Below are 22,982 nucleotides of genomic sequence, written 5' to 3' on the forward strand. Positions count from 1 at the left end.
ACCGAGTGATGAAAACGTAGTGCGGAGACGGAGGGATTTGAACCCTCGGTGGGGTTTCCCCCACTCCACCTTAGCAGGGTGGTGCACTAGGCCGGACTATGCGACGTCTCCTTGGCTTGCGCCTCAGCAATCATAGCCGACCTCGGCCGAATCTCTACTTCCGGCCTATAGCTCAGTAGTCGAAGCCCTTGGTGCAGGTGTATTCGGCGGCCGATTGGCCGGTGATGCTGTTCGGCAGCACGGTCGCGGCCGAGCCCGGGTCGGCGGTGGTGCCGGATGCCGGGGGCAGGGCATTCGGATCGACCTCGGCTCCCACGCCGGTGTTGCCCGCCTCCGCGACGATCGGCTGATCGGCCCGGATGGCGGCGAACATAGCCTCGGCATCGGCGGCGTTGGGTTGCACCTTTCCGGCGTACACGCCCGAGCCACCCGTCGACCCCGGATAGGCGTAGAACCCGATGTCCTCGAGCGGGATGTCTTTGAGGGCGAGGGCGATCGACACCATGGTGTCGGGCGAGCTCAAGCTCGTCGAGATCTGCATGTTGCTCGCGGCCGCCTTGGCCAGACCGTAGAGCTTGGTGACGTCGGTGAGCGTGTCCGAGCTCTTGATGGTGCGCACGAGCGACGACAAGAAGACCTGCTGCGAGCTGATGCGACCCAGGTCGCCGCCGTCGCCGACGCCGTGTCTGGATCTCAGGTACTGCAGCGCATCCACACCCTGCAGCTGGTGCGTACCCGCGGGCAGATGGGTGTTCGTCCACTCGTCGTCGATGGGCGACGCCACGCACACGGGCACGCCGCCGACAGCGTTCGACATCTCGATCACGCCGTTGAACTGCACCTCGGCGGCGAAGGGGATCTCGAGCCCGGTGAGCTTCTCGACCGTGAGCACGGTGCACGGCAGGCCGCCGTAGAGCAGGGTGACGTTGATGGGCTGCGCCGACATCGCATCGCTCGTGCCGCCCTCGCCATCGGGGCATTCGGGGATCGACACGACGAGGTCGCGCGGAAAGCTGATGACCGAGGCGCTCGAGTGATCCTGCGAGATGTGCAGGAGCATCGTCACGTCGTTCAGGTTCGAGGTCTCGTCGCCGTAGGCCTCGCCTTGACCCACGCGACTGTCGCTGCCGACGAGCAGCAGATTCACCCCTCCGTCGATGGCCGCGATGTTGGGCGGTGCCGCGTCGGTCTTGTCACCCTCGAGGGCGACGACGGTGAGATCGTTGCGCACGTCCCAGGTGGCGATCGCAGCAATCGAGACCCCGCTGACGAGAAACACGGCCAGCGCGAGACCGACGACCCTGAAGAACGAGGCGATCGCGGTCGATGTGCGCTGCCGACCATGGCGAATGGCGGTGGGTCGAGACGAGGGCGTGCGTCGACGCGATGAATCTGCCCTCACTCGGTCCTTTCATGCACATGGTCTCGGATCGACCATGGTCATCGGGGTGGAATGGCGGAGGGCTAGGGATTCGAACCCTAGAGACATTTCTGCCCACCAGTTTTCAAGACTGGCTCCATCGGCCGCTCGGACAGCCCTCCTTGCCCGGCAGAACCAGACAAGCCACGATTCTAACCGAACCGCATCCGTCGGTGGGTCAGGCAGTTCCTACAAGAACGTACGAAGGGCGACGGCCAGGCCGTCGTCGTGCACGGATGCCGTCACCTCGCTGGCCACGGCCAGCACGTCTTCGGGCGCCTGGCCCATCGCGACGCCGCGGCCGTGTTCGCCTGCCCAGGTGAGCATGTCGACGTCGTTTCGCCCGTCGCCGATCGCGAAGACCCGGTCTCGCGGAACATCCAGAAGCTCGCGCACCCGCTCGAGGCCTGTTGCCTTGTTCACGCCGTCGGGCGCGATGTCGAGCCAGGCGGTCCAGCCGATGGCGTAGCTCACCTTGTGCAGGCCCATGCGCTCGACCAGAGAGAGAAAGTCCTCCATGTCGTGATCGGGCGAGATCACGACGACCCGGGTGGCTTCGATGGTGAGCAGCTGCTCGAACGGCACCGCTCGGCTACCGACGTCGGCAGCCGTCACGGGGAACGTGCCGTAGTAGCAGAAATTGCCCTCTTCGTCTTCGACGGCGAAACTCGCCTCGGCGAGATGAGCCTTGATCTGCGTGAGCACGGGCCCGGGATCGAACGTCTCGACGAACTCGCGGCGGTATCCGACCGGAGCCGTCTCGTCGCGCTTGAGCGTGATCGCGCCATTGGAGCACACCACGTACTCCGGCGTGATCGACAGCTGGTCGAGCATAGGCAGCGTCGACGCCACCGAGCGACCGGTCGCCAGCATGATCTCGTGGCCGAGAGCCGACACACGAGCGACCTCGTCCCGCACAGCGTCGGTCAGGGTGCCGTCTTCGTAGATGATCGTGCCGTCGATGTCGAGGGCCAACAACCAGCGGTCGTCGGTCACTTCGGCTCGATCCTCTCGACTCCGTTGAGATACGGGCGAAGCACCTCGGGCACGATCACCGATCCGTCTGCCTGCTGATGGGTCTCGAGAATGGCGACGATCCAGCGGGTGGTCGCCAGGGTGCCGTTCAACGTCGCGACCGGTGCCGTCTTGCCGCTCTCGGTGCGGTAACGGGTGTCGAGGCGGCGGGCCTGGTAGGTCGTGCAGTTCGAGGTCGACGTGAGCTCGCGGTACGCATCCTGGGTGGGGATCCACGCCTCGATGTCGTACTTGCGCGCCGCCGACGAGCCGAGGTCGCCCGCGGCCGTGTCGATGACCCGGTAGCTGAGCCCCAGATCCTGCATCATCTGCTCCTGGAACGAGACCAGCGCGAGGTGCTCGTTCTCGGCGTTCTCGGGCAGCACGTAGCTGAACATCTCGAGCTTGTTGAACTGGTGCACGCGCAGGATGCCGCGGGTGTCTTTTCCGCCCGACCCCGCCTCGCGTCGGTAGCACGTCGACCAGCCGGCGTAGCGCTTCGAGCCGCCCTCGAGGTCGAGGATCTCGTCGGAATGGAACCCCGCGAGCGCCACCTCACTCGTGCCGGTGAGATAGAGGTCGTCGGCGGGAAGGTAGTAGATCTCGTCGGAGTGCTCGCCGAGGAATCCGGTTCCGGCCATGATCTCCGGGCGTACGAGCGTGGGAACGATCAGGGGAACGAAGTCGTTCTTCTCGGCCCGATCGAGGGCAAGCGTCATCAGAGCGAGCTCGAGGCGAGCGCCGATTCCGGTGAGGTAGTAGAAGCGGGCGCCCGAGACCTTGGCACCGCGCGCCAGATCGAAGATACCCAGGCTCTCGCCGAGCTCGACGTGGTCTTTGGGAGCGAAGTCGAACGAGGGGCGCTCGCCGACCTCCCGCAGCGTCACGAAGTCGTCTTCGCCGCCGACGGGCACGCCGTCGATGATGGGGTTGGCGATCTGCCGGACGATCGTCGTGAACTCAGCCTCGGCATCCGTCGCCCGCTGACTCGCGGCCTTGACCTCGGCGGCCAGCGACTGCGCCTCGGCGACCAGGGCCTTCTTCTCGTCTTTGGCTGCCTGCGCGACCTTCTTGCCGAAGGCGTTCTGGCTCGCTCGCAGGTTCTCGAACTCGCCGATCGCGGCGCGGCGGGCGGCATCGGCCGACAGTGCCGCGTCGACCAGGTCGACGGAGTCGCCCCTCGCCGCCTGCGATTGGCGGAGGACATCGGGATTTTCGCGCAAGAGTACGGGATCGATCACCGCTCAAGCCTACCTTTTGCCGCACCCGCGCCCGGATGGCCGTTGATGAACAACGCGGTAGCTTTACACTCGTGGCCACAATCGAAGAACCCGCAGAGCCCCAGCGGGCCGCTGTCGTGTACAACCCGATCAAAGTGGATGTCACGAAGCTGCGGGCCGAGGTCAACCGGGCCGCCAGCACGGCCGGGTTCGAGAAGACCCTCTGGTTCGAGACCACCGTCGACGAGGCCGGACAGAGCCTCACCCGGCAGGCGGTCGAACAGGGCGCGACCGTGGTGATCGCCGCGGGCGGAGACGGCACGGTCAGGGCCGTCGCAGAGGGATTGCGCAAGACCGGCGCGGCGCTCGGCCTGCTTCCGAGCGGCACAGGCAACCTGCTGGCCCGCAATCTCAACATGGGCGTTCCGCACACCGAGAGGGCGCTCGGCATCATCTTCACCGGCAAAGACCGGGTGATCGACCTGGGGCTGGCCGCCATCACGCGGGCCGACGGCGAGGTGCAGGAACACGTCTTTCTGGTCATGGCGGGCCTGGGGCTCGACGCCAAGATGATCGCGAACACCAACTCGAAGCTCAAGAAGGCCGTCGGCTGGCTGGCCTACGTCGACGGCGTCGGCCGCTCGCTGCCCGAGCTGCGCCCCGTGAAGTTCCGCTTCTCGATCGACGGCGCCCCCTGGAAGTCGACGTCGGCGCACACAGTGATGGTCGGCAACTGCGGGGTCCTCCCCGGCGGCGTGCTCCTCATTCCGGATGCCAGGCTCGACGACGGCGTGCTCGACATCATGGCGTTGCGCCCCGAAGGCCCATTCGGCTGGCTCAAGGTGTGGAACAAGATCGCCTGGGAGAACGGCGTGCTACGCAAATCGGCGGCCGGGCGCAAGATCATCGACCTGTCTCGCGACGTGCGCTCGGTGACCTACCGCACCGGCAAAGACCTGCAACTCGTCGTCGCCGAGCCGGAGGAGTTCCAGCTCGACGGCGACGAGTTCGGCGAAGTCACCGCCGTGCACAGCTGGGTCGAGCCCGGCGCGCTGCGCGTAAAGGTGCCCGCTTAGCTGTCAGGCCCGAGGGCGCAGGGGTCGCAAGAACTCTCGGATGTCGTCGACCAGCATGGCCGGCTCCTCGAGCGCGGCGAAGTGGCCGCCACGGTCGGTGATGTCCGTCCAGCGCACGACCGAGTTGGATGCTTCGACGAAGCGTCGGATGCCGATATCGTGCGCAAAGCAGATGACCCCGGTCGGCACGCCGGAGATGGCAGGAACCTCTCCCCATCCGGAGTTCTGGGCGTAGCCGACGTAGGCGGACGAACCGGAACTCGCCGTGAACCAGTAGAGCGACGCGTTGGCGAGCAGAATGTCGAGCCCGACGACCTCGTCGGCAGGAGCATCGGTCGGGTGGGTCCACGCCTGGAATTTGTCGACGATCCAGGCAAGCTGCGCCACCGGGGAGTCGGTGAGCAGGGTGCCGACGAGTCCCGGGCGGGTCGACTGCAGGGCGATGTAGCCGAACTCGTGGCGCATGAACTCGGCGACCCGTCGCATCCGGTCTCGCTCGAGCTCTGTCAACGTCGATGCCGCCTCATCGTCGAGTCGCGAGACGAATGCCGAGGCGCCGTTGATGTGAACGCCGAGGGTTCGATCGGGTGCCACCCGGCCGATCTCCGACGCGATCAGAGCACCGATGTCGCCGCCCTGCGTGGCGAATCGTTCGTAGCCGAGTCGAGTCATCAACTCGACCCACGTCTCGGCGATGCGGCGGGTGGTCCAGCCTGCCGAGGACAGCGGCGTCGAGAACCCGAACCCGGGAAGCGAGGGGACGACGACGTCGAAGGCGTCGGCTGCGTCACCTCCGTGCGCGACCGGGTCCGTCAGCGGCCCGATGATGTCGAGGAACTCCAGGAAGGACCCTGGCCAGCCGTGCGTCAAGAGCAAGGGAACCGCGTTCGGTTCGGCCGAGCGGACGTGCACGAAGTGGATGACCTGTCCGTCGATGCTCGTCGTGAACTGCGGCACCTCGTTCACCCGGGTCTCGAATGCGGGCCAGTCGAACCTCTGCCACTCGGAGACGAGGCGACGAAGTGTCGAAGCGGGCACGCCCGTGCTCCACGAGCCGCCCGGCAGACGTTCATCGGGCAGGTCGGCTGCGAAGCGCGTCGAACGCAGTCGACTTCTGAGATCTGTGAGGTCGTCGAGCGGAATAGAGATGCGAAAAGGGAGGACGTCAGTGGAGTCGGATCGAGTCATGACCCCAGCGTGGATCTCGATGCGGCCACAATATGGCCTCATTTGCCGAGAAGATAAAGAATGCCTCGAACGTCCGCACGCACCCTCGAACTGCTGGGCTTGTTGCAGGCCCGCCGACACTGGAGCGGAGCCGAGCTGCAGGGCCGCCTCCAGGTGAGTGCGCGGACACTTCGACGAGACATCGACGACCTGCGCGGGTTGGGCTACGGCGTCGACGCGGTGCCCGGGGTCGGCGGCGGCTACCGACTCGGTGCGGGAGCGGCCATCCCGCCGCTCGTGCTGTCGGCCGACGAGGCCGTCGCGATCGCGGTGGGCCTGCGCGCCGCGGCGAGTACCGCCGTGACCGGCATCGAGGATGCGGCGGCGCGCGCCCTCGTGAAGCTCGAGCAGTCGCTGTCGTCGGAGACCCGCGGGCGCATCACCGAGGTGGGTCAGGCCATCATTCCCCTCGGTGGACTGTCCGAACCCGTCGACCTCGACACGGTCCTCACTCTCGCGCGCGCGATCCGCGAGTCTCGCAGCGTGCGAATCGACTACACGAGACACGACGGCACAGAGGTGCGACGCACCATCGAGCCGCACCGTATCGTGCACACGGGCAGGCGGTGGTACGTGGTCGCGTGGGATGCCCAGCGCGAAGCCTGGCGCACCCTTCGCCTCGATCGGCTGACACCCCGGCTGCCGCTGGCGGAACAGTTCGAGGCGCTCGAGGTGCCCGTCGACACGGTACGCGAGCTGACCACGCGGAGCATCTCGGTCGCCCCCTATCCGTGTCATTTTCGTGTTCGGATGCATGCCTCGGCTGCCGAGGTCTCGACTCGATTCGGAGCGGCCACCGCACAGGTCACGCCGATCGACGAGAACAGCTGCGAGCTCGTGGCGGGCGCGAACTCGGCCCGCGAATTCGCCCTCTACGTCGGGCTGTGCGGAATCGAGTTCGATGTGATCGAGGATGGCGACCGCTCGGTGAACCTCGCCGACGCTCTGATCGAGGTCGGCGCGCGGCTGTCTCGTGCCGCCGGACAAGCCCCCGGTTACGAGGCGTCGGGCTCGCCCGAGATGACCGCCCGCAGCCAGTCGCGCGCCTCGATGAACACGTCGTCGTCGTAGCGGGGGATGTATTCGATGGGCGCCTTGTCGGCTCGCGGGTAGGAGCCGAGGAAGATCACCTTCGGGCTGAAGCGGCGCACGCCGAGCAGGGAGTCGGCGACGCGTTCGTCGAGGATGTGCCCGTCGGCGTCGATCACGAAACGATAGCGACCGAGAGCGTCGCCGATCGGCCGCGATTCGAGCAGGCTCATGTTCACGCCGCGGGTCGAGAACTGCTCGAGCAATTCGAGCAGGGCACCCGCGCGGTCGTCGGGCAGTTCGACGATGAGACTCGTTTTGTCGGCCCCGGTGCGCGGAGGAATCGCCGTGGTCTTGCTCACCAGAACGAAGCGGGTGACCGCATTGTCGTTGTCACCGATGTTCTCGGCGAGCACGTCGAGGTCGTAGTGGTCGACGATGCCGGGAGGAGCGACGGCCGCGTCGGCCAGGTCGTTCTCGAAGAGCGAGGCGGCCGCCGCCACGTTCGACGTCGCCGGGATGTGTCCGTGGCTCGGCAGATTGGCGTCGAGCCAGTGGTGGCACTGCGTATAGGCCACCGGATGCGCGTTCACGACCTTCACATCGGCGAGCGTCGTTCCCGGCCTGGCCACGAGGACGAACTGCACCTTCACGAGGTACTCGCCCACGATGCGCAGATTCGGGATGTTCGCCAGGGCGTCTTGAGTGGCGTTCACCCCGCCCTCGATCGAGTTCTCGATCGCGATCATCGCCGCGACGCTGCGCCCGGTGACGACGTCGTCGAGGGCCTCACCCACATTGTTGACGCTGCGCCAGATCTTGCCCCGGGCATCCGGAACCTGAGCGAGCGCCGCCTCGGTGAACGTGCCCCGGGGGCCCAGGTAGCTGTAGCTCTCGGTGGCGGCGGCGTTCTGCGGTGCGTCGGACATGGCTCAGAGCCTATTGGACGCCGCGATTTCTCCGTGGCGCCTGCAGTTCTCGCGCACGGCGCTCCAGTTCAGGAAGAACCGGCCGAAACTGCGGTTTTCGCACGCGGCGGGCACGTTTCTCCTGAATAGGGCGGCACGCGGACCATCAGGGAAGGGCGCGGCGATTTTGTAGAGTGGCGCGGGCGCGAAAACGCCTACCGCCAACAGGGAGAGGGCCCGTGACTACTGGACGCAGCGGAGATGCGCTCACGACAGAGCTCGTCGACCCTCGATCTGCAGAAGGCCGAGCGGTCGTGAGGCGCTTCTACGCCGACATCGTCGGCCGGTACTGGGGCCGTCCCGCGACGGATGCCGAGATCGAGCGGGCCATGCTCGACGAGCCGAGCGACGACCTTCGCGGCGACAGCGGCTTTCTGCTCGTGGTTCAGGACGGCGTGCGGGTGGTCGGGTGCGGCGGGGTTCGCTTCATCGAAACGGGCGTCGGCGAACTCACCCGGATCTTCATCGACAAGACTGCCCGGGGCCGTGGCGCAGGTCGCACTCTGATCAAGGAACTCGAGTCGATCAGCGCCAGCCGCGGCGTGCGCGCCCTGAGGCTGACGGTGCGCGGTGATCTGGTCGAAGCTCACCGGCTGTACCAACGGCTCGGCTACGAGACGGTCGACCCCTTCTCGAGTTCTTCTTACGCTGACTTCCACCTCGCGAAAAAGCTGCCGCACGCTGTCGAGTAGCCCTGCACCGCGCTCGTACTCAGGAAAAACAGGCCGATATCGCGGTTTTCGCACGCGGCGAGCACGTTTCTCCTGAATACGAGCGGCACCTCCTGTGAGCGGTGTCGGAGTGCCAGACTGGGAGGCATGGAAAACCGCGCCGGCACCGTTGCCCTCCCCGAAGACCTCGTCGATGTCGAGGCGCTCGTTCGCGCCTATTACGACCTGAAGCCCGATGTCACGATCGCCGACCAGAAAGTGGTGTTCGGCACGAGCGGGCACCGCGGCTCGTCACTGAACACGGCTTTCAACGAAGACCACATCGCCGCCACGACGCAGGCCATCGTCGAGTACCGCGCCGGCCAGGGCATCACCGGCCCCCTCTTCATCGGCATCGACACACACGCGCTCAGCCGCCCCGCACAGACCACGGCGCTCGAAGTGCTCGTCGGCAACGAGGTTCGGGTGCTCGTCGACGAGTTCGACAGCTTCACCCCGACCCCCGCCGTGAGCCACGCGATCATCGCGTACAACCTGGCGCATCCGGATGAGCCGCAGGCCGACGGCATCGTCGTCACGCCGAGCCACAACCCGCCCGCAGATGGCGGATTCAAATACAACCCGCCTCACGGAGGCCCCGCCGACAGCGACGCCACGGGCTGGATCGCGAACCGCGCCAATGAACTGCTCGCCGACGGCCTGCGCGGCGTGAAGCGTGCCGAGCCCAGCGCGGTCGAGACCTACGACTTCATGAACAACTACGTCAACGACCTCGGCACCATCATCGACATGGAGGCCATCAAGAAGTCGGGCATCCGCATCGGCGCCGACCCCCTGGGCGGCGCCAGCGTCTACTACTGGCAGGCCATCCGCGAGCGCTACGGAATCGACCTCACCGTCGTGAACCCGGTCGTCGACCCGCAGTGGGGCTTCATGACCCTCGACTGGGACGGCAAGATCCGCATGGATCCGTCGTCGCCCAGCGCCATGGCCTCGGTTCTCGCCCATCAGCACGACTACGACCTCCTCACCGGCAATGACGCCGACGCCGACCGGCACGGCATCGTGACCCCGGATGGCGGCCTCATGAACCCCAACCACTACCTGGCCGTCGCCATCCAGTACCTCTACGCGAATCGCGCCGATTGGAAGCCCGACGCCGCGATCGGCAAGACCCTCGTGTCGTCGAGCATGATCGACCGCGTCGCCACCGAGCTCGACCGCACACTGCTCGAGGTTCCCGTCGGCTTCAAGTGGTTCGTGCCCGGGCTGGTCGACGGAACCGTTGCCTTCGGCGGCGAGGAGAGCGCCGGCGCGAGCTTCCTGCGCTTCGACGGCACCGTCTGGACCACCGATAAAGACGGCATCATCTTGTGCCTGCTCGCGGCCGAGATCCTCGCGGTTACCGGCAAGACGCCCAGCGTTCTGTACGCCGAGCTCACCGAGAGGTTCGGTTCGCCCGCCTACGAGCGAGTGGATGCCGCGGCCACGAAGGCGCAGAAGGCCCGGCTCGGCAAACTTGACGGCGATGCGATCACCGCCACCGAGGTGGCCGGAGAGGCGATCATCGCCAAGCTCAGCCACGCGCCCGGCAACGGTGCGGCGATCGGCGGAGTGAAGGTCGTGACCGAGAACGCATGGTTCGCGGCCCGCCCCAGTGGTACCGAAGACGTGTACAAGATCTACGCCGAGAGCTTCTTGGGTGAAGAGCACCTGCGCCAGGTGCAGAAAGAGGCCAAGGCGATCGTCGACGAGGCCCTCGCCGAGTAGCGCGCGCTACGCGATGCTGTAGAACCAGGCGGTCGCGCCAGGGTTCTCGATCGTGATGGCCTGATCGAGGTCGCGGTACTGGGCGTCGATGGTGTGCCCCACCATGCTGATCGCACCCGTGGCCGCGTCGACCTTCGAGACGAGCATCGTGTGGTCGACGCCGTTCTCGTTCGCTGGATCCCAGTCGAACATGACCACGTCGCCGACCTTGGCCTGGTCGCGCTGCTCGAGAGAGAGCCGCGTCGCCCTGTCTGTCTGCGAGGCGAAGAACGCATCCATGGCGGGGCCGCGCGCCCAGCTGTCGCTGAAGTCGCCGGTGGTGTTCCATTCGCTGTACCACTCGTCGGTCTGCACCCAGCCGCGTGCGATCAGCGTCTGGTTCACGAAGTTGCCGCAGTCGTTGTCGGGGAAGGTGCCCCAGACCTCGTCGTTGTAGTCCTGCCAATGAGCGAAGGCGTACTGCATCTGCGCGTCGACCGGGGTGACGACCTGATAGTCGTAGTTCGCCGCGCTCGCGATGACCTCGCCCTCTTCGCTCGCGGCGGTCACGCTCACCGCGCCCACGGCGTAATCGAGAGCCGCGGGAGCCACGACCTGAAGCTGATTGTGGGCCACCGCCGTGACAGACGTGGCGGCCACTCCCCCGAAAACCACACTCGACACGTCGTCGAGCCCCTCGCCCGTGAACGTGATCGTCTCGCCGCCGAGAAGAGAGCCGGATGCCGGCGAGATCGTGTCGATGCGCGTGGCGTCGGTCTTCTTGGACTGCTCGGACCCCTCGGTGTGAGCCTCTTCGACCGCCGCGCAGCCGGTGAGCGCGAAGGCCGCCACGAACAGGGAAGCAAGAACAGAACGGGTGGTGCGCGTGCGGCGAATGATGATGTCCTCCAGAGAAATCTTCAGGGGCGCATGAGGAGCAAAAACGAGCGCAAAATCGGGTTCGACTATTCGAACACAGGTTTCTGGACGCCCCCTAAAGGGTTACGCCGTGAGGTGTGCTGTGTTAAGCCGTTAAGCCGGTTGCGCGCTGCGAGACCCGCGCGCTCACCAGCAGGGCCAGGATGCCGACCAGCAGCGAGAAGGCGAAGGTCGCGACGAACGACGGCTGGCTTCCTGGATCGCCCGCGACGGAGAACGCGACAGCGCCCAGCGCGAGCGCGATGGCCGATCCGCCCGAGTCGGCGATAGCGAGCGCCGACGAGTTGAAACCCTGCTCGTCGGGCGCCGAGTAGTCGAACGTCAGCACCGTGATGCGCGGATACGCGAAGCCCATGCCCGCTCCCCCGAGGAACCAGCCGGCGATGATGACCCAGGCGGGCAGCTCGAGCGCGGTCACGAGCACCACGATGCCGATCGCGATGGTTGCCCCGAGTATGCCGACCCGGATGGCGGTGCGGTGCGACACCCGCTCGCCGAGCCGTCCCTGCGCCAGCGACGAGGAACCCCACGCGACCCCCGAGAAGCTCAGCGCGAGTCCGGCGAGCGCCGCCGTCAGCCCGAAGCGCTCGGTGAGCACGTACGGAAGATATACCTCGGCGCTCATGAATGCGCCGGCCAGCAGACCGCGCAGCGCGATGACGCTCGGCAGCCCTCGGCGCAGGCGCAGACTGGCCGCGGGCAGCAGCGGCCGGAGGGCCACGAGCGCGACGGCCAAGCCGCCGACCGCCAGCACCCAGCGGGCCACGCCATCCAGATCGGCCGCGATATTCAGACCCAGGATGGCGACGGCCAGCAGCACGGCCCAGAGTGCCCGCGCGGTGCTGCTCCGGCCATCCGACTCGAGCCGGTCGTGTGGCGCCATGCTGCGCATACCGGGCAGCACCATGGCCATCGCCGGCAGTACGAGCACAACGACGCCGAGGAAAACCCAGCGCCACCCCAGATACTGCCCGACCACGCCCGCGATGAACGGGCCGACCAGAGCGGGAACGACCCACGCCGCCGCGAAGGCCCCGAAGATCTTGGGCTGCAGACGGGGCGGATAGATCTTCGCGACGATCACGTAGAGCGCCACGGTCATCGCGCCGCCCCCGAGACCCTGCACGAGGCGTCCGGCGAGGAAGAGCGGCATCGACGACGCGGTGCCGGCGATCACGAGTCCCAGGGCGAACAGCGCGACCGATGCGTAGAGCGCCTTCACCGGGCCTCGCCTGTCGGACCAGTCGCCGGCCAGCACCATGCCGATCACACCCGAAGCCAGAGGGCCCGCGAAAGCCAGGGCATACAGGGCCAGCCCATCCAGATCGCGCGCGATGGCGGGCATGATCGTGGTGACGGCGAGCTGTTCGAATGCCGCGATCACGATCAAGGCGCACGCGCCTATGCTCACCAGGCGGTACGGCCTGTCGAGAATGCCCTGGGGGCGTGCGGCGGCGGCGGGCCTAGTCAAGGTAGCCGGGCGCGGCGGGCAGGCCGAAGAACTCCTCGAGGGTCGTGACGCCCTCGTTGTGCATCTCGGTAGAGAGGTCCACTCCGATATAACGGAAGTGCCACGGCTCGTATTCGTAGCCGGTGACGGCCGTCTTGTCTGCCGGATAGCTCAGCAGGAAGCCGAAGCGATAGGCGTTGGCGGCGAGCCACTGGCCCGCGGTCGTGTCTCCGAAGCAGGGGCCGTCGAGGGAGCAGCCGCTGCCCGTCGCCAGAAGGTCGATGGCCATGCCGGTCTGGTGCTCGCTGAACCCGGGGCGTGCGCTGGTGAGGTCTGCGCCCGCCGTGCCGAGCTGGCCGACATAACGGTTGTAGGCGTTCACCTGGATGCCGTACGAGCGATACCCGCTCTGGGCCACGAGCTGCTGCCCGGTCTCAGCAGACGCGGCGTCGACCATAACGGCGAGCGCGTCGGCCGCCTCCTGCCGCAGCGGGAACCCGTTGGGGTTCGGAATGTCCGATCGCAGCGAGACCAGGTCGGGCGGAACGTAGTTCGCCGCGTCGGGAATCGGGCGCGTCTTGTTGACGACGAACCAGATGCTCGTGGGGTCGTCGATCGACCGGGCCGACTTGTCGAAGCCGGTCGGAGCGGCGGCGGCAGGAGCCGGCTCGGCGGGGACGGCGAGAGGCACCGCGGTCTGGATGGGAGCGGGGATCGTGATCTGCGCGGGCGCCGCGCCATCGTTCGGCAGCGCATCCGCGGCGACGGATGCGTCGGGCGCGTTCCGCTGTGCGGTCGCGCTCCACAGGGCGGTTTCGCCGACGATGACCAGCACGATGGCGGCGAGCCCGGCTGCGATCACGCGAGTCTTCGAGCGACGAGAGGGTTCGCGGCGACGCAGTTCGCGTCGCGGTCTCAGCTCAGTCACCGTCCCACAATACGGGCGCGGTCTGTTCTTTTCGTGGAGGTTGCTACACAGTGCGGTTGAGAAGCCGTTTCACCCGGTGTAACTTTGCACTCTGCGCAATTTTCTGGCGTGCGATTTTCTCCTCCCCGTTTACCCTTCTCTCTTCGTCAGGAATCTCATGACCTCCATACCGAGCGCTTCTCGAAGCTCGAAGAAGTCCGGCGCCGATCGTGCACGGGCCGCCGCCGAATCCGGTGGCCAGCTGTCGCCACGACAGATCCAGTTCATCATCTTCGGCCTCATGGCGGGCATGTTCCTCGCCGCCCTCGACCAGTCGATCGTGGGCACGTCGATGCGCACCATCGGCGACGACCTCAAGGGGCAAGACCAGCAGGCGTGGGTCACCACCGCGTACCTCGTGGTCTCCACCATCGCCACCCCGATTTACGGCAAGCTCAGCGACATCTTCGGTCGCCGCCCGCTCTACATCATCGCCATCTCGATCTTCATCCTCGGCTCGCTCCTCGCCGGCATCTCGACGTCGATGATCGAGCTCGCCGGATTCCGCGCGATCCAGGGTCTCGGCGCGGGTGGCCTGATGTCGCTTGCCCTCACGGTGATGGGCGACATCCTCGCTCCTCGCGAGCGGGCGAAGTACCAGGGCTACTTCCTTGCCGTGTTCGGCGTCTCGAGCGTGCTCGGCCCGCTGCTCGGCGGACTGATCTCGGGCACCCCCGAGATCTTCTTCATCACCGGATGGCGCTGGATCTTCCTGCTCAACCTGCCCGTCGCCGCGATCGCGATGATCCTGGTGGTCAGCTTCCTGCACATTCCGCACACCCGTCGCGATGCCCGCATCGACTGGTGGGGCGCCGCGTTCATCGTCATGGGCATCGCGCCTCTGCTGCTCGTGGCCGAGAACGGCCGCGACTGGGGCTGGGGCTCCGCGGGCGCACTCGCCTGCTACGTGATCGGCGTCGTCGGCATCGTGGCGTTCATCATCACCGAACGCCGCATGGGCAGCAACGCCCTCATTCCGCTCTCGCTGTTCTCGTCACCGACCTTCTCGATGGCCAGCATCATCGGAACTCTGGTGGGCTTCGGAATGTTCGGCGGCATGCTGACGATCCCCCTCTACCTGCAGATCGTCAACGGGGCCACACCGACCGAGTCCGGCCTGCTGATGATCCCGATGGTCGTCGGCCTGATGATCGCGTCGATCGTCTCGGGTCAGATCATCGCCCGAACGGGCAAGTACAAGGTCTTCCCGATCGTCGGAACGTTCCTGATGTCGGCCGCCTTCTTCTACCTCACGTTCGCCACCGCGACCAGCGGCGTCGTCTTCGTCATGGGCGGAATGCTCATGCTCGGCCTCGGCCTCGGCCAGCTGATGCAGACGCTCACGATCGCCAGCCAGAACTCGGTCGGACCTCGCGACATCGGTGTGGCCACGAGCGCCGCGACCTTCTTCCGTCAGATCGGTGGAACGCTCGGCACCGCCGTGATCTTCTCCGTCGTGTTCTCGCGCGCCCCCGGCGCCATTCAAGATGCGTTCAAGACCCCGGATGTCGTGGCCGGCATCGCGGCCGCCGGTCAAGACCCGAAGGTGCTGGCGAACCAGGCCAACGTCGACGTGCTGACGCAGATGCAACTCGCGCAGTCCGGACAGCCGAACACCCTGAGCAGCGCCCTCAACGGCGACACCTCGTTCCTGAACGTCATCGACCCGCGTCTGGCTCGACCGTTCCTCGAAGGCTTCTCGACCGCCATGGTCACGGGATTCTGGATCAGCCTCAGCGTCGTGCTCATCGCCTTCCTGCTCAGCTGGTTCCTCAAGGCCACTCCCCTGCGGCAGAAGTCGGCCCTGCAGGAGGCCAACGACGATGCCGAGGCTGCGGCCGCAGCGAAGGCCGATGGCGTGCGCGCCGATTCCGAGGGCGAACTGCAGCTGCAGCTCGGCTCCACACGCGCGGCCGAGACCTTCGGGGCCCTCGTCGAACCCGCGACCGGCAGCATCCCTGCCCAGAAGCCCAAGCCGTAGGGCTCGCTGACCGCTCCGGCAGGTTTGACACCTGTCGGAGCGGTCGCCTACCGTGGTGAGAATGCCGAGAGAGCGCTCTCTCGTCGCAACTGAGGAGCCCGTCACCACCATGTCGCTCGACACACCCACGTTCTCGTCCTTTCCTCCCGGCTTCATCTGGGGCTCGGCCACGGCCGCCGCTCAGATCGAAGGGGCGGCCCACGAGGGCGGCAAAGAAGACTCCGTGTGGGATGCGTTCGCACGCGTTCCCAACGCGATCATCAACGGCGACACCCCCGAGGTCGCGGTCGACCACTACCACCGCTTCGCGGGCGACGTGGCGATCATGAAAGAGCTGGGCCTCGACTCGTACCGCTTCTCCACGAGCTGGTCGCGCATCAAGCCGGGCGACCGAGAGTTCAACCGCACCGGGCTCGACTTCTACTCGCGCCTGGTCGACGACCTGCTCGACGCAGACATCCTGCCCTGGCTCACCCTGTACCACTGGGATCTGCCGCAGGCCGTCGAGGAGCAGGGCGGCTGGGCCAGCCGCGACACCGCCTACCGTTTCCGCGACTACGCCGAGGGCGTCTACGCGGTTCTCGGCGACCGCGTCGAGCACTGGACCACGTTCAACGAGCCGTTCTGCTCGGCGCTTCTCGGCTACGGAGCCGGCGTGCACGCGCCCGGTCGCCGCGAACCCCTCGCCGCGATCCAGGCCGTGCACCATCACCACCTCGCACACGGTCTGGCCGTGAACCGACTGCGCGAACTCGGTGCACAGAACCTGGGCGTCACGTACAACCTGACCAACGCCATCCCCGCCGATGCCGCTGACCCCGTCGACCTCGATGCCGCGCGCCGCCTCGACGGCATGATGAACCGCATCTTCCTCGACCCCGTCCTGCGCGGCGCCTACCCCGCCGATGTAACCGACGATCTGGCGGCCGTCGGCATCCAGCTGTCTGAGATCGTGCACGACGGCGACCTCGACATCATCTCGGCACCCATCGACTTTCTCGGCATCAACCACTATCACGACGACGTCGTCAGTGGACATCCGTTGGAAGCCGGGGCCATCGATCCCCACCTCGTCGAGAACGGGCGACCGCTGTCGTCGCCGTTCGTCGGCAGCGAGTTCCTGACCTTCCCGAGCCGCGGCCTGCCCCGCACCGCCATGGACTGGGAGGTGCACCCCGACGGGTTGCGCCACCTGCTCGTGCGCCTCGGCCACGAGTACCCGAACCTGCCGCCGCTCTACATGACCGAGAACGGCGCGGCCTACGACGACGTCGTGTCACCAGACGGCGCGGTGCACGACCCCGAGCGGGCGGCGTTCATCCTGGCGCACGTGGCGGCCGTGGCCGAGGCCATCGCCGAGGGCGCGGATGTTCGTGGGTACTTCGTGTGGTCGCTGCTCGACAACTTCGAATGGGCCTGGGGTTACGACAAGCGATTCGGCATCGTGCGCGTCGACTACGACACGCAGGAGCGCACGATCAAGGACTCCGGCCGCGCGTTCGCTGCGGTGTTTGCGGGACGGCCCGCGGCGGAATAACCGCGCGGGCGGGGCGCCACGCGCATCCGCTCTGCGCGTCCGGTTTGCCGCATCTGCCCCCTCATCGCGCCCTGAGGCAGCGGATTCAGACAACTCGGTGGTGCGCCACGGGCAAGCTGCCAGTTAGTCGCCGGTCGTGAACCCGGGGCTGACCTCCCGCGACTCGAGCGAGTCGAGCTCTTGGAACACCGTCAGTTGCAGGCCAGCGGGCGCGTCGAGCCGCGAGTTGACCGACCGCCAAGGGGTCTCACGCGGCTCGGCGATCAGCTCAGCACCCGCTTCGACGAGATCGTTGGTCACGGATGGCGAGTCGTCGACCTCGAAGGCGATCCGGATCCGCGCGCTCGGCTTTCCCTCGGCCTCGACCCCGTCGATCATTCGCACTTGGGCAGGGTTGGCGATCTCGAGGGTCGCGAGCCCGGCATTCAGGATCATCACCTTCGCGTCGCCCTCACCCTCGTAGGCGGCCTGCTCCGTGAGACCGAGCGCATCGCGATAGAAGGCGACAGCCGCATCGTAATCGTCAGCCTCGACCACGAGTCGGAGTTGACGAACGGAGGTGGGCGGAATCGATTCGGTCATTCTCCGAGCGTAAGAGGCGCGGCCGCGGCGGGAAAGGCCACTGAGGTGCGGAGTATGGCCGCATCCCGCGGCTTCGAAGCGGCCATATCCCGCATCTCAACACGGCCACCCGCTTTCAGTTGACTGTGCCGCCGTTGAGTAGCGTCACGAAAAGAGAGAGCCAGACGACGAAGAATGCCGCCACACCCGCGGAAAAAACGAAGCCGACAATGATGCCAGCCTTCGCCAAACCTGAACCTTCCTCCCCCGTGCGTCGAATCTGCGACAGCGAGAGAAAGCCGGTGATAATCGCGGCCACGGGTACGACGAACGCAGCGACGAACGAGACGATCGCAAGCACATTGGTGCGGATCACCGGCCGGACCAGCCCCGTATCGCCTCGTCCGGTCACATCAACGGAATCGGTGGTCGAAGCGGAATCACTCATGATCCGGATGCTAGCGCGTCGTCGATCACGGCAGTCGCCAGTCGCGCTTCTAGACTGGTGTCCTCGCAGCAGAAGGGCAGCGCCAATGTCGATCGATCACTCCGAGGATCCGGCGGCCGAGCAGGCGATCCCGCAGGCGCCCACACTCGAGATGGTCGCGCACGAGGCCGGGGTCTCCAGGGCCACCGTCTCTCGCGTTGTGAACGGATCGAGCGCGGTGACCCCGCAGGTGACAGCCGTCGTGAACGCCGCCATCGAGAAGCTCAACTACGTGCCCAATAGGGCGGCACGCTCGCTGGCGAGTCGGCGCACGAATGTGATCGCGCTCATCGTTCCCGAGCAGACGTCGATCGTGTTCAGCGACCCCTTCTTCGCCGCCGTCATCCAGGGTGTCGCCGTGTACCTCAACGACACCGACTACACGCTGAACCTGCTCATCGCGTCGGAGAGCTCGAGCGACAAGACCCGGCGCTACCTGCTCGGAGGCAACGTCGACGGTGCCCTCGTGGTGTCGCACCACTCCGGCGACCATTCGTACACGCGCCTCGGCCAGAAGCTGCCGATCGTCTTCGGCGGCCGCCCCCTCACCCCCGAACTCGACGACAGCTACTTCGTCGACGTCGACAACGTGGCCGCCGCCCGCTCGGCCACCGAGCACCTCATCTCGCTCGGTCGCACGCGCATCGCCACGGTCGCAGGCCCCCAGGACATGCCGCCGGGCGTCGATCGCCTGCGCGGGTGGCGCGAGGCCGTGGATGCCGCGGGTCTCGCCGACGACCTGGTCGAGGTCGGCGGGTTCTCGCCCGCGTCGGGTGCGGATGCGATGGCGCGGCTACTGGAGCGCGACCCGTCGATAGACGCGGTGTTCTTCGCGAACGACCAGATGGCTGCCGGCGCCTATCCGGTACTGCGCGAGCGTGGACTGTCGATTCCTGGTGACATCGCTGTGGCCGGGTTCGACGACGATCCTCTCGGAACAGCGCTGAGCCCGACCCTCACCACGGTGCATCAGCCGTCGTCGGAGCTCGGGGCGGGCATGGCCGCGGCCCTCGTCCGCCTGATCGCCAGAGAGCAGATCGAGCGCGCCAGCATCATGCCGACGAGCCTGGTGATCAGAGAGTCGACGACGCTCTAGCTCGACGAGCCGCGGGGCAGGCCCACCGCGGGCAGGATCACCCCGTCGATCACCGAGATCAGGAAGTCGCGGTCGACTGGTCGGCGCTGAATGAGCGAGCGATAGGCCACCATCGAGGGCGAGATCGACGAGACGAGTTGGATGTCGATATCGGCGGCGATCTCGCCTCTGTCGATGGCGCGATTCAGGAGCATGCGATTGATGCGAGCACGCGGCTCGACGATGGCCTCGTTGGCGGCATCGGCGAGCTCGGGAGCGGAGGAGAGCATCGACGCGAGGCCGGCCATGACCTTGAGCTTGCGCTCGGCGTCATCGATCGTCGGCGGGCGGATCATCGCCACCAGGTCTCCGCGCAACGATCCCGTGTCGGGGATCTGAAGCGCGTCGAGGTCGCTCTTCTTGAGGCACGCGACCGCGTCGAGCACGAGCTCGTTCTTCGACGCCCATCGGCGGTACACCGTGGCCTTGCCCGCTCCGGCTCGGGCGGCGACCATATCGATCGTCATGCCGTCGAAGCCCGTCTCCGCGAGCACCTCGACGGCGGCATCCAGAATCTGCTGGTCTTTGGCCGGGTCTCGCCGACGGCCGAGTTTCGGGGCGTCGTCGGTGATGTTCTGACTGGCGTCGAGCTGCGTCATTGCGGCCGTCTCCTCATGTCGTCTGGCGATCGCTGATGTGTCCAGTGTATCAATTAGAGAACCGCGAAGATCCGGAACTGAACAAATCCGGAACTGTGTCTATCCGGAACTCGACAGTTCCGTATATGCTTTCCCCATGACCCAGATCACCTCATCACCCTCGGACGTCGCCGACGCCGCGAAGGTCTCCCAACGCCGCTGGCTGACGCTCACCGTCGTCGCCCTCGCCCAGCTCATGGTCGTGCTCGACTCGACCGTGGTCAACATCGCCCTCCCCGCCGCCCAGACCGATCTCGGATTCAGTGACGGCGACCGCCAGTGGGTCGTGACCGCCTACTCCCTCGCCTTCGGCAGCCTGCTCCTTCTCGGCGGCCGCCTCTCCGACCTCATTGGCCGCAAGCGCACCTTCATCATCGGACTCATCGGATTCGCCGTGGCCTCGGCGCTGGGAGGCGCGGCCGACAGCTTCGGCACACTCGTCGCGGCGCGCGCCTTGCAGGGTGTCTTCGGCGCCTTGCTCGCCCCGACCGCCCTCGCGGTACTCACCACCACCTTCACCATCCCCAAGGAGCGGGCCCGCGCCTTCGGCATCTTCGGTGCAATCGCCGGAGCCGGCGGTGCTGTCGGACTGCTCCTCGGCGGATTCCTCACGGAGCGCTTCGACTGGCGCTGGAACCTCTACATCAACGTCTTCATCGCGATCATCGGTGTGATCGGCGCCGTCATCTACGTGTCGGAGTCCAAGCGCACCGGTCCGCGACCGAAGCTCGACATCCCGGGCACCGTCCTCATCTCCGGCGGCCTCTTCGGCCTGGTCTACGGCTTCGCCAACGCCGAGACCGACGGCTGGGATTCGCCGCTCACGTGGGGCATGCTCGCGGGCGCTGCGGTTCTCCTCGTCGCCTTCGTGCTCTGGCAGCGCAGGGCCGCCCACCCCCTGCTACCGCTCAAGATCGTGCTCGATCGCAACCGCGGCGCGGCATACGCCTCGGTACTCATCGCGGGAGCCGGCATGTTCGGCATCTTCCTCTTCGTCACCTACTACCTGCAGACGTCGCTGACCTTCTCACCGATCCAGACGGGCCTCGCCTTCCTGCCGATGATCGGCATGCTCGTGCTCGCCGCGCAGCTGTCGACGAACATCTTCGTGCCGCGGTTCGGCCCGAAGATCATGGTTCCGACCGGAATGGTCCTGGCTATGATCGGCATGCTCCTGCTCACCCGCCTCGACCTCGACAGCAGCTACGCCGCCAACGTGCTTCCCGCCCTGATGGTCATGGGCTTCGGAATGGGCACGATCATGCCCGCATCGATGCAGACCGCAACGCTCGGCGTCGACCGCGAGTTCGCCGGCGTCGCATCGGCCATGGTGAACACGAGCCAGCAGGTCGGAGGATCGATCGGCGTCGCGCTGCTCAACACTCTGGCAGCCACGGCCGCCGCCGATTACCTCACGGCAAACGCGCCCGTCACCGCGGCGGTGGCCGCCAACGCCGCCATCGCGAGCTACGCGACCGCGTACTGGTGGGGTGCCGGCTTCTTCGCACTCGGTGCAGTCGTCTCCGCGCTGCTGTTCCGTCGACGCGGCCAGGGGCTGTCGCTCTCCGCGCACCCTGTCGCACCGGCCGCGCAGGCCGACGCCGTGCCGATGCCCGTTCACTAGGGCCGCCGCGCTCGACTCTGTTCGCGCCCGTTCGGCGCATCCGCTGCCTCTCGACCGGTGGCGGATGCACCGGACGGGCGCGGATGCGTTCAGGCGTCGTGCAGGGGCACGTCGGGCATGCGGTCTCGCATCACCTGGATCGCCTCGGGGTTCTGGTCGACGAGCACGAATCGTCGACCGAGCGCCTGAGCGACGGCCCCGGTCGTGCCGCTGCCCGCGAAGAAGTCGAGCACCCAGTCGCCCTCACGGCTCGACGCCTGAATGATGCGACGCAGGATGCCCTCGGGCTTCTGGCTGGGATAGCCCGTCTTCTCGCGGCCGGTGGGCGACACGATCGTGTGCCACCACACGTCGGTGGGCAGCTTGCCGCGCTCGACCTTCTCGGGCGTGACGAGACCGGGCGCCATATACGGCTCGCGGTCGACCGACGACGAATCGAAGTAGTAGCCCGCCGGGTCTTTCACGTAGACGAGGATCGTGTCGTGCTTCGCCGGCCAGCGGCTCTTCGACTTGGCCCCGTAGTCGTAGGCCCAGATGATCTCGTTGAGAAACGACTCTCGCCCGAACAGCGCGTCGAGCAGCACTTTGGCGTAGTGGGCTTCGCGGTAGTCGAGGTGCAGATACAGCGTTCCGTCGGGGGCGAGCAGGCGCCAGGCCTCGATCAGGCGGGGTTCGATGAACTCCCAGTAGTTCTCGAAGACGTCGTCATAGGCGAGCAGGTCACCCTTGATGCGCTCGTAGCTGCGACCCTTGAACCCTGTGACCGAGCCGACTCCGGCCTGCGTGCGAACGGATGTCGTCGACTGCCGCTTCTGCACGCGGCCCGTGTTGAACGGCGGGTCGAGATAGATCAGTGTGAACGCCTCATCGGCGAGGCCGGCGAGGACCGGAAGATTGTCACCCTGGATGATCCGGCTGACTCCCTGGTCAGACGCCGGGTCTGTCGGATGATCGGGCATCCTGCAATTGTGGCAGGTCTTGACGAGGCGTATCGTTCGTTGAATGCAGAGCCGCGAAGTGCGCCATGAGCCCGATGCCCGCCGCTACACCCTCTGGATCGACGGCGAACAGGTCGGCCTCGCCGACTACGAGATGCGGGGCGACGCGATCGCCATCACGCACACCGAGATCGATCCCAGCAAGCAGCACGGAGGTCTCGGCAGCGTGCTCGTTCAGGGCATGCTCGACCAGATCGCCCAGGGCACAGAGCGCGTGATCCCCGCATGCCCGTTCGTGGCGAGCTACATCGACAATCACGACGAGTACCAGCCGCTCACCACGCGCTGAGC

Annotated in this window: 21 protein-coding genes and 2 tRNA genes; 9 read left to right on the top strand and 14 right to left on the bottom strand. The window is 66.7% G+C overall.

Features of this window, described 5'->3' with window-relative positions:
• Window positions 1-22: 22 nt before the first annotated feature.
• The 5 genes from ASE64_RS05030 to serS form a co-directional block, all read right to left on the bottom strand.
• A tRNA-Ser gene (locus ASE64_RS05030) sits at window positions 23-111 on the bottom strand.
• A 61-nt stretch (window positions 112-172) separates the two neighbouring features.
• Window positions 173-1,402 carry an LCP family protein gene (locus tag ASE64_RS05035; RefSeq protein WP_055776676.1) on the bottom strand — a complete coding sequence of 410 codons (1,230 nt, stop codon included), beginning with the start codon at window positions 1,400-1,402 and terminating at the stop codon, window positions 173-175.
• A gap of 52 nt (window positions 1,403-1,454) precedes the next feature.
• Window positions 1,455-1,542, bottom strand: a tRNA-Ser gene (locus tag ASE64_RS05040).
• A 67-nt stretch (window positions 1,543-1,609) separates the two neighbouring features.
• On the bottom strand, window positions 1,610-2,416 hold the full coding sequence (locus ASE64_RS05045) for an HAD family hydrolase (RefSeq protein ID WP_055776679.1): 807 nt from the start codon (window positions 2,414-2,416) through the stop codon (window positions 1,610-1,612).
• A complete protein-coding gene (gene serS, locus ASE64_RS05050; RefSeq protein WP_055776682.1) occupies window positions 2,413-3,675 on the bottom strand; it encodes a serine--tRNA ligase in 1,263 nt (420 codons plus the stop codon). Before serS ends, ASE64_RS05045 begins: the two co-directional genes overlap by 4 nt.
• Before the next feature lie 71 nt (window positions 3,676-3,746).
• Here serS and ASE64_RS05055 point away from each other — a divergent pair, with 71 nt between their 5' ends.
• A complete protein-coding gene (locus tag ASE64_RS05055; RefSeq protein ID WP_235480497.1) occupies window positions 3,747-4,730 on the top strand; it encodes a diacylglycerol/lipid kinase family protein in 984 nt (327 codons plus the stop codon).
• A gap of 3 nt (window positions 4,731-4,733) precedes the next feature.
• On the opposite strand, the gene ASE64_RS05060 is transcribed toward ASE64_RS05055, so the two are convergent.
• Window positions 4,734-5,918, bottom strand: a complete 1,185-nt coding sequence (locus ASE64_RS05060; protein ID WP_055776688.1) for an epoxide hydrolase family protein — start codon at window positions 5,916-5,918, stop codon at window positions 4,734-4,736.
• Window positions 5,919-5,978: 60 nt separating this feature from the next.
• Here ASE64_RS05060 and ASE64_RS05065 point away from each other — a divergent pair, with 60 nt between their 5' ends.
• Window positions 5,979-7,028, top strand: a complete 1,050-nt coding sequence (locus ASE64_RS05065; protein WP_082465902.1) for a helix-turn-helix transcriptional regulator — start codon at window positions 5,979-5,981, stop codon at window positions 7,026-7,028.
• Here the strand turns inward: ASE64_RS05065 and pheA are convergent.
• A complete protein-coding gene (gene pheA, locus ASE64_RS05070) occupies window positions 6,953-7,915 on the bottom strand; it encodes a prephenate dehydratase (protein WP_055776691.1) in 963 nt (320 codons plus the stop codon). The two genes, ASE64_RS05065 and pheA, sit on opposite strands and share 76 nt — an antisense overlap.
• A gap of 218 nt (window positions 7,916-8,133) precedes the next feature.
• Between pheA and ASE64_RS05075 the strand changes: the two genes are divergently transcribed.
• Window positions 8,134-8,646 carry a GNAT family N-acetyltransferase gene (locus ASE64_RS05075; protein ID WP_156351647.1) on the top strand — a complete coding sequence of 171 codons (513 nt, stop codon included), beginning with the start codon at window positions 8,134-8,136 and terminating at the stop codon, window positions 8,644-8,646.
• A 126-nt stretch (window positions 8,647-8,772) separates the two neighbouring features.
• Complete coding sequence (gene pgm / locus ASE64_RS05080) at window positions 8,773-10,395, top strand: phosphoglucomutase (alpha-D-glucose-1,6-bisphosphate-dependent) (protein WP_055776696.1); 1,623 nt, start codon at window positions 8,773-8,775, stop codon at window positions 10,393-10,395.
• A gap of 6 nt (window positions 10,396-10,401) precedes the next feature.
• On the opposite strand, the gene ASE64_RS05085 is transcribed toward pgm, so the two are convergent.
• The 3 genes from ASE64_RS05085 to ASE64_RS05095 form a co-directional block, all read right to left on the bottom strand.
• A complete protein-coding gene (locus tag ASE64_RS05085; RefSeq protein ID WP_055776699.1) occupies window positions 10,402-11,226 on the bottom strand; it encodes an amidase domain-containing protein in 825 nt (274 codons plus the stop codon).
• 172 nt (window positions 11,227-11,398) lie between these two features.
• Window positions 11,399-12,784 (bottom strand): MFS transporter, encoded by a 1,386-nt coding sequence (locus ASE64_RS05090; protein ID WP_055776702.1) that lies wholly within the window; start codon window positions 12,782-12,784, stop codon window positions 11,399-11,401.
• The gene (locus tag ASE64_RS05095) at window positions 12,777-13,691 is read right to left on the bottom strand and encodes a M15 family metallopeptidase (RefSeq protein ID WP_146077646.1); all 915 of its coding nucleotides are present in this window, start codon (window positions 13,689-13,691) and stop codon (window positions 12,777-12,779) included. The genes ASE64_RS05090 and ASE64_RS05095 overlap by 8 nt, the downstream gene beginning before the upstream one ends.
• A 157-nt stretch (window positions 13,692-13,848) precedes the next feature.
• Here ASE64_RS05095 and ASE64_RS05100 point away from each other — a divergent pair, with 157 nt between their 5' ends.
• Window positions 13,849-15,711 (top strand): MDR family MFS transporter, encoded by a 1,863-nt coding sequence (locus tag ASE64_RS05100; protein WP_200920100.1) that lies wholly within the window; start codon window positions 13,849-13,851, stop codon window positions 15,709-15,711.
• 109 nt (window positions 15,712-15,820) lie between these two features.
• Window positions 15,821-17,248, top strand: a complete 1,428-nt coding sequence (locus ASE64_RS05105; protein ID WP_055777511.1) for a glycoside hydrolase family 1 protein — start codon at window positions 15,821-15,823, stop codon at window positions 17,246-17,248.
• A gap of 123 nt (window positions 17,249-17,371) precedes the next feature.
• Here ASE64_RS05105 and ASE64_RS05110 read toward each other — a convergent pair whose 3' ends face one another.
• Together ASE64_RS05110 and ASE64_RS05115 are read right to left on the bottom strand one after the other, a co-directional pair.
• On the bottom strand, window positions 17,372-17,830 hold the full coding sequence (locus tag ASE64_RS05110; protein ID WP_055776707.1) for a VOC family protein: 459 nt from the start codon (window positions 17,828-17,830) through the stop codon (window positions 17,372-17,374).
• A gap of 115 nt (window positions 17,831-17,945) precedes the next feature.
• Window positions 17,946-18,257 (bottom strand): DUF4190 domain-containing protein, encoded by a 312-nt coding sequence (locus ASE64_RS05115; protein WP_055776710.1) that lies wholly within the window; start codon window positions 18,255-18,257, stop codon window positions 17,946-17,948.
• 85 nt (window positions 18,258-18,342) lie between these two features.
• On the opposite strand from ASE64_RS05115, the gene ASE64_RS05120 reads away from it, so the two are divergent.
• Window positions 18,343-19,392: a LacI family DNA-binding transcriptional regulator gene (locus ASE64_RS05120; RefSeq protein ID WP_055776713.1), complete on the top strand. Its 1,050-nt coding sequence runs from the start codon at window positions 18,343-18,345 to the stop codon at window positions 19,390-19,392.
• Here the strand turns inward: ASE64_RS05120 and ASE64_RS05125 are convergent.
• Window positions 19,389-20,030, bottom strand: a complete 642-nt coding sequence (locus tag ASE64_RS05125; protein ID WP_055776715.1) for a TetR/AcrR family transcriptional regulator — start codon at window positions 20,028-20,030, stop codon at window positions 19,389-19,391. The genes ASE64_RS05120 and ASE64_RS05125 overlap by 4 nt on opposite strands.
• A 136-nt stretch (window positions 20,031-20,166) precedes the next feature.
• Between ASE64_RS05125 and ASE64_RS05130 the strand changes: the two genes are divergently transcribed.
• Window positions 20,167-21,693: an MFS transporter gene (locus tag ASE64_RS05130; RefSeq protein WP_082465903.1), complete on the top strand. Its 1,527-nt coding sequence runs from the start codon at window positions 20,167-20,169 to the stop codon at window positions 21,691-21,693.
• Window positions 21,694-21,782: 89 nt separating this feature from the next.
• Here ASE64_RS05130 and ASE64_RS05135 read toward each other — a convergent pair whose 3' ends face one another.
• Complete coding sequence (locus ASE64_RS05135) at window positions 21,783-22,652, bottom strand: DNA-methyltransferase (RefSeq protein ID WP_055776718.1); 870 nt, start codon at window positions 22,650-22,652, stop codon at window positions 21,783-21,785.
• A 43-nt stretch (window positions 22,653-22,695) separates the two neighbouring features.
• Between ASE64_RS05135 and ASE64_RS05140 the strand changes: the two genes are divergently transcribed.
• Window positions 22,696-22,980 (top strand): GNAT family N-acetyltransferase, encoded by a 285-nt coding sequence (locus ASE64_RS05140; protein WP_055776721.1) that lies wholly within the window; start codon window positions 22,696-22,698, stop codon window positions 22,978-22,980.
• Window positions 22,981-22,982 lie beyond the last annotated feature (2 nt).

The sequence above is a fragment of the Agreia sp. Leaf210 genome (assembly GCF_001421485.1).
GTDB lineage: Bacteria > Actinomycetota > Actinomycetes > Actinomycetales > Microbacteriaceae > Agreia.